The sequence below is a fragment of the Hydrogenobaculum sp. 3684 genome, assembly GCF_000213785.1.
Lineage (GTDB): Bacteria > Aquificota > Aquificia > Aquificales > Aquificaceae > Hydrogenobaculum.
The window spans coordinates 1,251,513-1,264,221 of the sequence record NC_015557.1 but is presented as its reverse complement, the minus strand read 5'-3'; the positions used below and the strand labels follow the sequence as shown (position 1 = coordinate 1,264,221).

Annotated in this window: 15 protein-coding genes; 10 read left to right on the top strand and 5 right to left on the bottom strand. The window is 34.5% G+C overall.

Annotation, left to right across the window (positions count from 1 at the left end):
- Positions 1–2 precede the first annotated feature (2 nt).
- Positions 3–986 carry a hypothetical protein gene (locus HYD3684_RS06780; RefSeq protein ID WP_041112964.1) on the bottom strand — a complete coding sequence of 328 codons (984 nt, stop codon included), beginning with the start codon at positions 984–986 and terminating at the stop codon, positions 3–5.
- Complete coding sequence (locus HYD3684_RS06775; protein WP_015419921.1) at positions 979–2,388, bottom strand: TldD/PmbA family protein; 1,410 nt, start codon at positions 2,386–2,388, stop codon at positions 979–981. The genes HYD3684_RS06780 and HYD3684_RS06775 overlap by 8 nt, the downstream gene beginning before the upstream one ends.
- A gap of 219 nt (positions 2,389–2,607) precedes the next feature.
- Here HYD3684_RS06775 and HYD3684_RS06770 point away from each other — a divergent pair, with 219 nt between their 5' ends.
- Together HYD3684_RS06770 and tpiA are read left to right on the top strand one after the other, a co-directional pair.
- Positions 2,608–5,310 (top strand): diguanylate cyclase, encoded by a 2,703-nt coding sequence (locus tag HYD3684_RS06770; protein WP_015419920.1) that lies wholly within the window; start codon positions 2,608–2,610, stop codon positions 5,308–5,310.
- A 102-nt stretch (positions 5,311–5,412) separates the two neighbouring features.
- Positions 5,413–6,153: a triose-phosphate isomerase gene (gene tpiA, locus HYD3684_RS06765; protein ID WP_015419919.1), complete on the top strand. Its 741-nt coding sequence runs from the start codon at positions 5,413–5,415 to the stop codon at positions 6,151–6,153.
- A gap of 10 nt (positions 6,154–6,163) precedes the next feature.
- Here tpiA and HYD3684_RS06760 read toward each other — a convergent pair whose 3' ends face one another.
- A complete protein-coding gene (locus tag HYD3684_RS06760; protein ID WP_015419918.1) occupies positions 6,164–6,826 on the bottom strand; it encodes a class I SAM-dependent methyltransferase in 663 nt (220 codons plus the stop codon).
- 22 nt (positions 6,827–6,848) lie between these two features.
- Here HYD3684_RS06760 and minC point away from each other — a divergent pair, with 22 nt between their 5' ends.
- From minC to HYD3684_RS06720, 8 genes are all read left to right on the top strand, one after another.
- The gene (minC, locus tag HYD3684_RS06755; protein ID WP_015419917.1) at positions 6,849–7,442 is read left to right on the top strand and encodes a septum site-determining protein MinC; all 594 of its coding nucleotides are present in this window, start codon (positions 6,849–6,851) and stop codon (positions 7,440–7,442) included.
- Positions 7,442–8,236, top strand: coding sequence for a septum site-determining protein MinD (minD, locus tag HYD3684_RS06750; RefSeq protein ID WP_015419916.1), 795 nt, complete (start codon positions 7,442–7,444; stop codon positions 8,234–8,236). The genes minC and minD overlap by 1 nt, the downstream gene beginning before the upstream one ends.
- A 2-nt stretch (positions 8,237–8,238) precedes the next feature.
- Entirely contained in the window at positions 8,239–8,478 is a 240-nt protein-coding gene (gene minE, locus HYD3684_RS06745; RefSeq protein ID WP_012514393.1) for a cell division topological specificity factor MinE, read from the top strand.
- Between the two features lie 37 nt (positions 8,479–8,515).
- Positions 8,516–9,082, top strand: a complete 567-nt coding sequence (locus tag HYD3684_RS06740; protein ID WP_015419915.1) for a hypothetical protein — start codon at positions 8,516–8,518, stop codon at positions 9,080–9,082.
- Between the two features lie 4 nt (positions 9,083–9,086).
- A complete protein-coding gene (locus HYD3684_RS06735) occupies positions 9,087–9,551 on the top strand; it encodes a hypothetical protein (protein ID WP_012514391.1) in 465 nt (154 codons plus the stop codon).
- The gene (locus HYD3684_RS06730; RefSeq protein WP_015419914.1) at positions 9,552–10,298 is read left to right on the top strand and encodes an ATP-binding cassette domain-containing protein; all 747 of its coding nucleotides are present in this window, start codon (positions 9,552–9,554) and stop codon (positions 10,296–10,298) included.
- 141 nt (positions 10,299–10,439) lie between these two features.
- Positions 10,440–10,805: a chemotaxis protein CheW gene (locus HYD3684_RS06725; protein WP_237698593.1), complete on the top strand. Its 366-nt coding sequence runs from the start codon at positions 10,440–10,442 to the stop codon at positions 10,803–10,805.
- Entirely contained in the window at positions 10,802–10,981 is a 180-nt protein-coding gene (locus HYD3684_RS06720; RefSeq protein WP_015419912.1) for a DnaJ domain-containing protein, read from the top strand. The genes HYD3684_RS06725 and HYD3684_RS06720 overlap by 4 nt, the downstream gene beginning before the upstream one ends.
- Here HYD3684_RS06720 and HYD3684_RS06715 read toward each other — a convergent pair.
- Positions 10,976–11,743: an HAD family hydrolase gene (locus HYD3684_RS06715; RefSeq protein WP_015419911.1), complete on the bottom strand. Its 768-nt coding sequence runs from the start codon at positions 11,741–11,743 to the stop codon at positions 10,976–10,978. The two genes, HYD3684_RS06720 and HYD3684_RS06715, sit on opposite strands and share 6 nt — an antisense overlap.
- Positions 11,727–12,650, bottom strand: coding sequence for a LysR family transcriptional regulator (locus HYD3684_RS06710; protein ID WP_015419910.1), 924 nt, complete (start codon positions 12,648–12,650; stop codon positions 11,727–11,729). Before HYD3684_RS06710 ends, HYD3684_RS06715 begins: the two co-directional genes overlap by 17 nt.
- Positions 12,651–12,709 lie beyond the last annotated feature (59 nt).

Genomic DNA, 12,709 nt, shown 5'->3' with positions numbered 1-12,709 from the left:
TCTTATCCCGGTGGAGGTGGTGGAGAATTTTGGGGTTGGTTTTGGTTTGGAGATTGACTGGAAGAAGGAGAAGATGCATTCTGATTTTGAGCTTGATTGTTGGCATTCATAATCTCTTTTTTCATGGCGTTTAGTTCTTTTTTGTGTGTCATAATATAATCAGTAACAAGGGCAGCTTTTTTAGGATCCATCGCTGAAAGTATATCTCCAGCTTTTCTAGAAGGTAGCATAACAAGAATCTTAGCCGCTATCTCAGGGTCTACATCGTTTAGCATAGCTCCCGCTTGGTCACTATCAGCAGCGGCTACTACTTTTACATACTTTTGTATTTCTTGTTCTTCTTGTTGTTTTTTCTTTTTAGCCTCTTCTTGCTTTTTCTTTTGAAGCTTTTGAAGTTCTTCTTGTTGTTTTATAAGGGCTTGAAGTTCTTTCTTTTCTTTTTCTAACTTCTGAAGTTTTTGGTCTAAAAGAAGGTTTAGGTTTTGTTCATCGGAGTTAATATTTTGTTCCACTTGAGTTTTGGCGTTTTGATACAAAGCCGGTGCTCCAAAGCTTTTCATACTAAAAGCCAAAAACAAGGCTATCAAAACTATGTAAAAATGTTTTAGGTTGTAGAAAAAACTAGCGTTCATCTCCTCTTGGTATAGTTCTTTCTTTATATACTCAATCTGTCTATTGTGTTTTATGATCTCCATAGCTTTAATATCTCTAACAATATCTTTTGCCTCCTCAGCCAAAGCCTCCTCTAACAGTCTTAACTCATCAAGCGTTTTTTCTATAGCTTTTAATCTTACATACAGCTTTTGATAAGCCACTAAGTTTGATATATATTCATCGTAAGAAGAAACATCTTTATTTAAAAGGTTCATAGCTTTCTCTATATCTTTTTTCTCGGTTTCTAAGGTGTTTATTTCGTCTTTTATTCTGTTTAGCTCGGATAGTTTTAGGTTTAGCTCTTGTTTTTTTATATCTATTATTTTATCCACTGCAAACCTCGCATCCACCAAGGGTCATAGATTTTATCCTCACAGTGGGCTGGGCATCTGAAACTGGTACCCCTTGACCATCTTTACCGCAGGTGCCTATGGCAAAACCCTCGTCGTAACCTACGGCATCTATATCTTCCAAAGCCTTAGGGCCGTTTCCTATGAGTGTTGCTCCTCTTATGGGATATGTAATTTGGCCATTTTCTATAATATAGCCTTCCATTACATCAAATACAAAATCTCCAGTGATGGTGTTTACTTGTCCACCGCCCATTTTCTTTACCAAAATACCCTTTTTGGTGTCTTTTATTATATCTTCTGGATTTGTTTTACCGCTTTTAATAAAGGTATTTGTCATACGCACCACCGGAGGATGGGCATAGCTTTGACGCCTTCCGTTGCCGGTGGATTTTACACCGTCTTTCATAGCCCTTAGCCTATCGTACATATAGCCCACCAGATAACCATCCTCTATAAGAACTTTCCTTTGAGCCTCAACCCCTTCATCGTCAAAGTTAAAAGAGCCGTTCATGCCTGGAATCGTAGCATCATCAATGACACTCACCAGCGAAGAAGCCACTTTTTGACCTATCCTATCTTTATAAACAGATTGGCCTTGCTGTACCAAATCTGCCTCAAGCCCATGACCCACTGCTTCGTGTACCATCGTCCCGCCTGCTTCTGAAGACATCACTATGGTAAAACTACCCGCTGGTGCTGGTTTTGCATCCAAAAGCATGATAGCCCTTCTTGCAGCTACACTTGCTATTTCCTCAGGAGATTTTCTTTCAAAAAGCTCAAAACCTACGTTGCCACCCATAGATTCGTATCCCCTTTGAAGGATGCCATCTTTGTAAGACACAACTTCCGTGTAGAAGACTGTTCTTGTCTGGATGTCTTCTACATGCTCTCCTAAAGAGTTTATTATCATTATTTGTCTTTTTTTGTCCATCAAAACTGCACTCACTTGTTTTACATATTCTCCAAAAGACCTAGCAGCATCATTAGCTCTGTTTAAAATCTCTATTTTCTTTGAAAGCTCTATTTGTTCTGGATCTATACCTATAGGCATATAAGCTTTAGCGTAGGCTTTTCCAACCTTTATAGGACCTTGAGAAGACGTGTTTGCTATGGTTTTGGCAAGCTCCACCAAAGAGTCTATATCAAACTCCGTAGAGTATCCGTAATATACCTTGTGATTCTTTATAAGCCTAAGACCTACACCCACATCAGACCCATGTTCTATCTTATCTACTTTGTTGTTTTCAAAAACAATACGTGTGTTTGAAGAGTCTTCAAAGAAAATCTCTCCGTATTCTCCGCCGTTTCCCATCAAAAACGATAGTATATAACCGGCCTTTTCCTGTAAAAGCTCTTTTACATCTATTGCTTCTAAAATCATAAAAACTCTCCTTTCCAAATATTCTAACTCTATTAATTTATCTTCAATCAAGGAGGTAGTCAAGCCAAAAAACTATTTTGTAAAATCTTTACGATGGCGTCGTATATTTTTGTAGATTTTTATACGATAATATCGTATAGTATTGAAAAGTTCCTGCAACTATAAACCATTATAATATACCTCATAAATCGTTTTTTGTTTTGATATAATTATATACCTATGGAAACTTCTGATTGTATATACAAAGAAAGTATAAAAAAATTGATAGATGATTACCTAGATACAGGGATTATAGATGAAGAAAGCATAAAAAAGATAGGTTATGAAGCTTACGATACAACTCATATAACTTATATAAAACACAATATAGAGAATATAAAAAATAGCTTTATAAAAGAATACTTCAAAAGCCACGAATTTACAGAGGAAGCTTACGATAAGATATACTCTTTCTTTAAAATTCTTGAAAAAAATATATCAAGAGCTTACGGTATAAGGTGTATAGAATATTCAGAAACGTTGGAATCTACTTTGTATACTGAGGATATATTACCAGAGCTTTTAAAACCAAGTGCACAATTTAAAGACGCTATAACAAAAGATTATGTTGAATTAAACGAAACCCCTTCCATAATATTGGATACAAAATCTTGCCCAGTCTACAAGGAAATAGAAAACTCAGCAATGCCAGAAGATGTTAAAAAAGATGTTCATAAAGCTCACGAGAGACTTCATTATACCGCTCAATACTTTTATAAGCTTATAAAAGAAAAAGACACAGAAAATCTATACGGTATATACTGGCACATGAGATATCTAAATATCTTAATAGTAACTGCTATATCAATATACAGCTTGAAATTTGAAAGGGAGTTTTACAAAACACTTTTAGAGGGCCATAGTATACCAATACTTTTGGTAGATCCAGATACTTACAGCATAGCAAACGCCAATCAGGCCGCTCTTGATTTTTATGGATACACAAAAGAAGAAATAACTACTTTGAAAAGTTGGGATATAAACACTTTAGGCGAAAAAGAAATAAAAGAACTCGCATCAAAAGCCAAAAACAAAGAGATAAACAGGTTTAGGTTCAAACACAGATTAAAATCTGGAGAGATAAGAGATGTGGAAGTTTACTCATCCCCTGTTGTTGTAGAAGGTAAAGAATATCTACTTTCTATAATATACGACACGACGAAAGAAGAAAGGGCTAAAAAATTTTTAGAAATCTTAAAAGAGATAGAGCGCCTTAGCAACATCTCTGACACAGAAGAAGAATTTATAGAAAATCTTTTTAGATTTTTAGAAAAAGAGGATATATCAAAAGATGTATGTTTTATAATAAACAAAGAAGGCAAAACCAAAATAAGTTCGTCATCAGAAAGCTGTATTCAAAACATAAAAGATAAAGAAGAAAATTTTCCCATATTTGAGGCTTTTTATCTTAAAATCCCTGTTTACCATGAAAATACAGAAGATATAAAAGATGAGTTTGTAAAAGAAAAGCTTTTAGAAAGAGGGGTCCTCTCATCCTTTGCAATACCCATATTAAAAGATGGTAAGCGTTACGGAGCCCTTTGCATATGTTCGAATATTAAAGGCTACTTTGAAGATTATGGGCTTTTCATCACACAGCTTAAAGAAAAGATAGAAAACGCATTAAAAAACATAAATCTTAGAAAAGAGTTAAACTATAGGAATGAACTTCTTAAAAACATAGTAGAGAATACTCAAATAGGTGTGATGGTATTTGATATAGACAATATTTATTACACAAACAGATACTTTCTTGAGCTCTTAGGATATGAAGAAGATACGATAAAAGAAATAAGCATATTTGATATATTTTCTTCAATACACACGAAAGATCTTATAGAAGCCTTCACAAACAAAAGATCAATACTTTTACAAGATTTTAATCTGATAAACAAAAACAAGCATCTTGTATACGTAAAGGGTTCTTTAACCCTAACAAAAGATTTAAGCGGTAAAGATATCGCTATATTTAGCTTTGTAGATACCACACAGGAAAAGCAACTAAGGGATATACTAACACGTGAGAAAAAAACATTAGAAAATATATTAGATAGAGCAAACTTTGGGGCTTTTATATTTAAACTAAAAAATTTAGAAAATCTAGAGATAGAAATTATATATAAAAATAAATATTTTGACAATATGATAGAAAATCAAGATATAAAAACCTGCGAGGATTTTCTTATATTTGATGATGATAAAAAAGAACTAATGAAGAGATATTTAAGGAAAATTACAGCAGACGAGAGCGGGATTTTTACTATAAACGATATTATTATGAAACAAGATAAAAATATCGTGCTAAAACTAAACATGAACCGAATAAGCCAAAACCATGAAACACTGATACTTTGTATACTTCAAGATATCACAGAAGAATCAATGATTATAAAATATTTCGAAGAGCTATCTATAAAAGACGGCCTAACTGGAATATGCAACAGAAGGTGTTTAGAAGATAAACTAGAAGAGTATCTAACCCTTGCCAAAAGATACAACAGACCTTTAAGCGTTATTATGTTTGACATAGATTTTTTCAAACACATAAATGACTTATATGGACACGATGTAGGAGACAAAGTGTTAAAAACTATAGCAAATATAGTCTTATCAAACATAAGAGCCACAGACATATTGGCAAGATACGGCGGTGAGGAGTTTGTTATAATAGCCCCGGAGACAGCTTTGGAGGATGCAAAAGCCTTGGCTGAAAAACTAAGAAAAGAAATAGAAAATTTTCTTTTTGAAGAAGGTTTTAGTATAACATGTTCCTTTGGCGTCACTTCGCTAAACCAAGAAGATACAAAAGAAACCATTTTAAAACGAGTAGACGAGGCCCTTTACAAAGCAAAGAGAGAAGGGAGAAACAGAGTAGTGGCCTGAAAGGCTTATTGAGATGCATGTACTTTGAAAGCAAAAGTGGCCTCGCAAGAGGCTTGTTAATATACTAATATATTAAACACTAACACATGGTATAATAACTTTATGAAAAAGATTATAGCTGCCAATTGGAAGATGCATAAGACCTATGAGGAAGCCATATCTTATATAAATGAACTTTTGAAGAAAAATATAGATTTTGAAAAAAAAGATGTGCTTATATACCCTCCATGCTTATATGTATGCGAGGTTTCTAAGCTTTTAGAAAAATCAAATATAAAAGTAGGAGCTCAAAACGTATACTATGAAAAGAAAGGGGCTTTCACTGGGGAAATCTCACCGGTGATGGTAAAATCCTGCGGGGCAGAGTATATACTCATAGGACATTCAGAAAGAAGGCACATATTCAAAGAATCTGATGAGTTAATAAGAAAAAAAGTGATATCTTCACTGGAAGAAGGTCTAAAGGTGATGCTTTGCGTAGGGGAAACCTTAGAAGAAAGGGAGTCTCAGCTTACTTTCAACGTTATAGAATCTCAGCTAAAGCTTGCACTGGCTGGTTTAGAAGAGTGGTTTGAGAATATAGAAATAGCTTACGAGCCTGTTTGGGCAATAGGCACCGGCAAATCGGCAAATCCAGAGGATGCTTCAAAGATACATAGCTTTATAAAAGACATATTAAAAGATATAGCAAAAAAAGATACAGATATAAGAGTTTTGTATGGTGGTAGCGTAAATCCGCAAAATGCTAAAGAGTTTTTAAAAGCTCCAAACGTAGATGGGCTTTTAGTAGGTGGTGCAAGCTTAGATCCAAACACGTTTTTAGAGATAGTAAACGCTTGCTAAAAATATTTAATTAAGGCTTTTCAAACACAAGCAATCCTACCATACCAAAGATAAAAAGCTTTTTGTTTATGAGTCTAAGACCATAGGATTCGCAAAGGTTTTTTATCTCTTCGGTGGATAGGCTGTTTTCCAAAGAGTGTATAAAAAAGTCCCAATTTTTGTTACCAAATATAGCCACACCAAGAGGTCTTAAAAACGTCTTTGAACCTTTAGCAAAAAAATCCATACCAATAAACTTCGTAGTATCAAGCACTATAAACTTACCGCCTTTTCTTAAAACTCTGTTTATTTCCTTTAACATAGAATCTTTGTCTATTATATGTCTAAAAACCAAAGACATGGATATATTATCAAAAACCCCATCTTTAAAAGGCATATGCTCAGCGGATGCTATAAACAAATAAGTGGGTTTTCCTTTTAGTTTTTGTTTGGCTATTTTAAGCATCTTTATAGACAAGTCTATACCAAAAGCAGTTTTTATCTTATTTTGCTCAAAAGCCCTAAAAATAACGTCCCCAGTAGCAGTACCAATATCCAGCAGGTTGCCAGGTTTTAACTCGTGGGCTATGCTTTTGTGCCATTTTTTGTTTTGGCCAAGACTTATAAATCCCACAAACTTATCGTAAGCTCCAGATATTGAATCAAAAATATTGGCAAGATTTTCCAAATTCATACAAATATGATATCATATTAATATGATAAAGATAAAAGGTATAACGCTACCTGTTGTGAGTTTGACGCTATCTTTGGAAGATACCACGAAAGAAAACCTTATAAATGAGCTTGTAGAAAAAATAAACTCAAACGTATTCTCAAACAGCTATTTTCTCATAGAAGTAGATGAAAGTATAGATAAAGAAACTCTAAAACAGATAGAAAAGCTGCTGGAAGAAAAAAATGTTAAAAGCATAAAAACAATGAGCGTTCAAACAGTAAGCGCACAAAAACCCACAAACGTATCTAGGCTTTTAATAGTAAATAAAAACCTTCGCTCAGGACAAACGGTAGAGCATAGCGGGGATGTTTTAATACTAGGTGATGTAAACGAAGGTGCGGAAGTTGTAGCCGCAGGGAATATAGTAGTTATGGGAACTTTAAGAGGTTATGCTCATGCTGGAGCTATAGGAGACGATAGCTCCGTGGTGGTAGCAAAGAAGATGATGCCTCAACAACTAAGGATAGGACATCATATAGCCATAAGAGGAGAAGACGAAGAAGAACCTCAAGAGGCTGAGATAGCAAAAGTTATAGATAATAAAATAATATTAGAACCTATAGGAGGTTTTTGATGAGCGATACAAAAGTTATCGTTATTACATCCGGCAAAGGCGGTGTTGGCAAAACTACGATGACTGCCAACATAAGCACCGCTTTGGCAAAATTAGGAAAAAGCGTGCTAGTAATAGATGCCGATATAGGCCTTAGGAATCTTGACATGATACTTGGGCTTGAAAATCGTATAGTTTATGACGTATTAGATGCAATAGAACAAAGAGTAAGCCCAGAAAAAGCCTTGGTAAAAGATAAAAGAGGATTGCCTTTATGGCTTTTACCGGCAAATCAAACAAAGAATAAAGACGCCATAGACCCAGTAAAATGGAACAAGCTTATAGAAGATTTTAAAGAATCTGGAAAATTCAACTACATAATAATAGACTCACCGGCTGGTATTGAACAAGGATTTAAAAATGCGGTAACTCCAGCAGATAGCGCCATAGTGGTGGTAAACCCAGAAGTATCATCGGTAAGAGATGCAGATAGGTCTATAGGCCTTATGGAAAGCATGGGCAAAAGCGATTATAAGATTGTCATAAATCGTATAAGATGGCACCAGGTTAAAAAGGGTGAGATGCTTTCTATGGAAGACATAGTAGAGGTTTTAAAAGTGCCTGTGCTCGGAGTTGTCCCAGAGGAAGAGAAGCTTGTAGATTTTACCAATAGAGGTGAACCTATAGTGCTCGATGAATCATACAATGCCTCAAAAGCAATAATGGATATAGCAAAAAGGATAACCGGTGAAAATGTACCTCTTACCCTTTACAACAAAGAGAAGGGTTTACTGGCAAAACTCTTCGGGAGGTAAAAATGGGTATATTAGACATATTTTTCAAAAATAAAAGCAAAGATGTTGCCAAGCAACGTCTTACTATGGTGCTTGCTTATGAAAGAAAAGGTTTAGCGCCCAATTTTATAGATTCTTTAAGAGATGATCTTATAGCGGTTTTCTCAAAATATTATCAGTTTGATGTAAACAACATAGAAGTTGAGCTAAAAAAAGACAACTCTGCAGAAGAGCTTTGGATAAGCATACCATTCAAACATTAAGCATAGTTTTTATAACAAATCATGATATTATATTAGTATGATATGTTTAACTCATTTAGAGGTTTGCCCGTATTGTTATCATGTAGCTCTAAAAGTTTGCGAGTTAGATGAGCCCTACCCAAGGGTAGAGGCTAACTGTCTTTGCTGTGGTTATACTATAAAAGACAAAATACCAAAGCATTACGACTTAGATTTTAAAAATATTTTAGAGCTTTTAAGCAAAAAACAAATAGGCCTTGTATGCGTTGACAACAATTGCGGCTCTAAAAACATAATAAGGCTTATAGACGAGGGAAATTACAAAGAGTTTAGATGTCTTGATTGCGGTGCAGAATGGAACAGCAAAGAACTTCAACATGCTATAAAAAACGTTAAAAAAGTATGGGAGTGTTTAAAGAAAGAAGAGCTAGAAGATTGCGTAAGGGCACAAGAAGGCGAGTGTCCCATATGCAAAAACGATATAGGGCATAAAAGAAATGGTTATCTTGTGGAGATTGTTTGCAGCTTATGTGGTTTTCACAACGTATACGAAGAGAAATTACCAAACATTGATGTATCTCAAATAGATTGCAAAGATTATCAAAAAGCGGAAACACCGGGTTAAAAGCGTGGCATACATTGAAGATCCTATAAAACCCCTTCAAAAGTATATAGACTTGTACGAAAAATATAAAGAAGCCACTAAAAACATACAAAACTACAAACAGGACTTTTTAAATCAGTCCACTGACGAAAGATTAGCCCTCGCCATAGCCTCAGCTATAATAGGGGGTATCGAGTCAAGGACAAAAGACGAAGAGGTAAGAAGATGGGCTATTTGGGGTGTAGATCAAACTATGAGGGTTTTCAACAACTTTCCGAAACTATCCGAAAATCAGCTTTCCTATCTTTTTTTTGTACTTGGAAGACACTTTATACCTATACTTCTTCATGAAAAAGGCATAAAATCGGACTCTTTTAAAGCCTTAAAAGAAGAAGAGCAAATAAAAGCCGTTATGGACGTGCTAGATATAAACTTTGAAAATGTGGTCATTAGATGCCTTCAAGCTATAGACTTTCTTCACATAGAGTAGATGGATATCGCAATAAAAGTAAGAAATCTTACAAAGGTAATAAACAATAGGACGATACTAAAAAATATATCTTTTGATGTTTATAAGAAAGAGGTATTTACCATAATAGGCGGTAGCGGTAGCGGTAAGACATCTATTACAAAACATATCATAGGACTTTGGCAACCCACCGAAGGAGACATAGAGATTGAAGGTAAATCTATAGTAAACCTAAATAAAGATGAACTAAACAAAATAAGGATGAAGATGGGATACGTCTTTCAAGAAGGGGCTTTGTTTGATAGCCTTAGGGTTTGGGAAAACGTAGGCTTTTACTATTTAGAGCATACAAACAAACCCAAAGACGAGATAATAAAAATAGCCATAGAAAAGCTAAAAGAGGTAAACCTAGACGAGTCTATACTCTATCTTATGCCGTCGGAGCTTTCTGGAGGTATGAGAAAAAGAGTAAGTTTAGCAAGAGCCCTCGCCACAGACCCCGAGATTATCATCTACGATGAACCTACCTCTGGACTTGATCCAATTACAAGCCGCATAATAGACAAACTTATATTGGATTTAAAAATTAGATTAGGTATAACGTCCATCGTAGTAACCCACGATATGGTAAGTGCTCTTGGTATTAGCGATAGAATAATGGTGCTAGACAAAGGAGAGCAAAAATTTTTAGGTACCAAAGAAGAGTTCCTAAATTCAAAGGAACCATCTGTTAGAATGTTTTTAGAAAATGCGGTCCTAAAAATCTAAAAAAATTTTTTTAAAAATATGACAGAAGTTAATATAATATAGAAGGAGGATTTTATAGCAAATATATTAAAAGCTGAAAGTGTACCAACGCAAACGGCTACTCAAAGAGGTAAGAAAGCTCAAGCGAATATATTGGAGTTTTTGGCTATTTACTTAGAGAGTGAGCTTATGGGGATACCCCTTACAAAAGTGATAGAAATAACAAAAATGAGGGATATAGTACCAGTACCTTTTTCGAAAAGCCATATAAGAGGAGTAATCAATATACGCGGTGAAATAATGGCTATAGTCTCTTTGAAAGAGACGCTTGGGTTAAACGAAACTAGGGAATCTCAAAGGATAGTAATATTGGAGACAAGGTTTAGAAAGATTGGTATCATAGTGGATGAGATTTACGGTGTTATAAAGGTAAGAGAAGATGATTTAGAACCAAATCCAATGGTAGGAAGATATAGCGAATACGTAAAAAATATAGCCCAGATAGACAACGGATATCAGAATCTATGAAGTTTTTTGGCTTAGAAGAGCTTGATGAAGACAGATTAAAAAAAGCCTATAGAAAAATGATGAAAGAATATCACCCTGATAAGGTAAAAGATAAAAAAATATCGCATGAGAAAACTGTACTTATAAACTACCATTACCAAGTCTTACTTAGCTATATAAACGGACTAAAATCATAAGAGTAAATCTTCTAACTCCTTTTGAAATTTTACCGTAGCATAGATATATTCTTTTGGCAAGGTAGTGTTTTCTTCGTTGTAAAAATTGCAGTGTATATAATACACATAGGGCTTGTAAGAGTCGTTGTAATGCTTCGTCATCATTATATCGCTTATAGTATCTCCAATATAGACTCCACCTTTTTTACAAATCGCATCTACACAATACTTTAAAGCTTCTTTGCTTGGTTTTCTCTTGGTTTTATCATCTGTGTAATCGTCATCCACTACAAAATCAAATATATCCTCAATACCAAAAAGCTTCAAAGAAAATATCAAATCATCTTTAGGTCTTCCGGTCACTATACCAGTTTTATAGTTTTTTTTCAGAGCTTTTAAAAAGCTTTTATCCAAAAGAAGTATTTCGTTTTCTCTAAATTTTCTATAAAAAGCCTCAAAAACATCTACAAGCTCGTTGTAATCAAAGTAAGGATTGTTAAAAATCTTTTGCTGGATATAGGTTTGATTTGTGGTGTACTGTAAAGCTTCTTCTTTGGTTATATATCCAAGCGCCATCAATATCAAAACAGAACTACTTTCCCAGTCGTTGTTTATACCAGCTTTCTTTTTTACAAATATAAAATCTTCTTCTTTCAAATCCTTACCGGTGTAATGCTTAAAAGTCTCGTATATGGCTTTGTGATAAGAAGGTCTTACGTCTATCAAAACGCCATCTACATCAAATATAACAGCGTCTATTTTATCCTTAAGATTGAAATCCAACAGCTTCTCCAAGAGCCTCTTTGTTGGCAAGAAGAAATTTTATAAATTTATCCACGAGGGCTGATTTTGTAAAATCGGTATAATATATTACGTTAAAAACTTTGTAAGCGCTGAAGTTTCTAATCTTAACAGGCACAAGATCGCCTTCTTCAATATCTTTTTGTATTGAGTTTCTAGGGAAAAATGAAGCGCCGTATCCAGATTTTACGATATTCATAATAGATCTTATAGAGTTTGTTTCTATTTTTATGTTTAAAAGCTCAAAATTTATACCCATGGCTTCCAGCGTTTCTTTTACGGTTTTCCTAGTACAAGAATACGCCTCTCTCATTACAAGGTCTATAGTATAAAGATCTTCTGGTTCTATGATATCTTTTTTTGCAAGCTCGTGATTTTTCCCCACACAAAGCACCAGCTCGTCTCTAAAAAGTTCAACGCTGTTTATTTTAGAATCGGCTTCTTTATCAACCACACCTACGTTTATTAGTCCATTTACTATACTATCTTCGATCTTTTTAGAGGTATCTACGTAGAGCTTTACTGTAATGCCCGGATAAAGTTTCTGAAACTCCACTATAAGTTTTGGCAACCTATACTCACCAAAGGTAGGGCTAGAACCTATATAAAGCGTATCTTTTATATCTTTTTTTAGCTGAGACATCTCTTTTACAAGGTTGTCGTAGCTTTCTAAAAGAAGTTTTGCTTTTTGGTAAAGCCTTTCCCCTTCCTCTGTTAAAACTATTTTACCCCCTTGTCTTCTTAAAAGCTTACAACCAATGGTTTTTTCCAAAGATTTTATCTGTTGGGTTATAGCTGGCTGAGTGACATAAAGCACATCTGAAGATTTTGAGAAACTTCCAAGATCCGCTACGGTTATAAACGTTTTAAGCTTAACAATATCTATCATCCAACCACTCTTAACTATATATTATAGCACTATAAATAAAATTTATACTTAATCAGTAT

What these genes read in the sequence shown, in the direction of transcription:
- HYD3684_RS06775 (WP_015419921.1), bottom strand. Translation starts at nt 2,388, where the DNA reads ATGATTTTAGAAGCAATAGATGTAAAAGAGCTTTTACAGGAAAAGGCC.
- HYD3684_RS06770 (WP_015419920.1), top strand. Translation starts at nt 2,608, where the DNA reads ATGGAAACTTCTGATTGTATATACAAAGAAAGTATAAAAAAATTGATA.
- tpiA (WP_015419919.1), top strand. Translation starts at nt 5,413, where the DNA reads ATGAAAAAGATTATAGCTGCCAATTGGAAGATGCATAAGACCTATGAG.
- HYD3684_RS06760 (WP_015419918.1), bottom strand. Translation starts at nt 6,826, where the DNA reads ATGAATTTGGAAAATCTTGCCAATATTTTTGATTCAATATCTGGAGCT.
- minC (WP_015419917.1), top strand. Translation starts at nt 6,849, where the DNA reads ATGATAAAGATAAAAGGTATAACGCTACCTGTTGTGAGTTTGACGCTA.
- minD (WP_015419916.1), top strand. Translation starts at nt 7,442, where the DNA reads ATGAGCGATACAAAAGTTATCGTTATTACATCCGGCAAAGGCGGTGTT.
- minE (WP_012514393.1), top strand. Translation starts at nt 8,239, where the DNA reads ATGGGTATATTAGACATATTTTTCAAAAATAAAAGCAAAGATGTTGCC.
- HYD3684_RS06740 (WP_015419915.1), top strand. Translation starts at nt 8,516, where the DNA reads ATGATATGTTTAACTCATTTAGAGGTTTGCCCGTATTGTTATCATGTA.
- HYD3684_RS06730 (WP_015419914.1), top strand. Translation starts at nt 9,552, where the DNA reads ATGGATATCGCAATAAAAGTAAGAAATCTTACAAAGGTAATAAACAAT.
- HYD3684_RS06720 (WP_015419912.1), top strand. Translation starts at nt 10,802, where the DNA reads ATGAAGTTTTTTGGCTTAGAAGAGCTTGATGAAGACAGATTAAAAAAA.
- HYD3684_RS06710 (WP_015419910.1), bottom strand. Translation starts at nt 12,650, where the DNA reads ATGATAGATATTGTTAAGCTTAAAACGTTTATAACCGTAGCGGATCTT.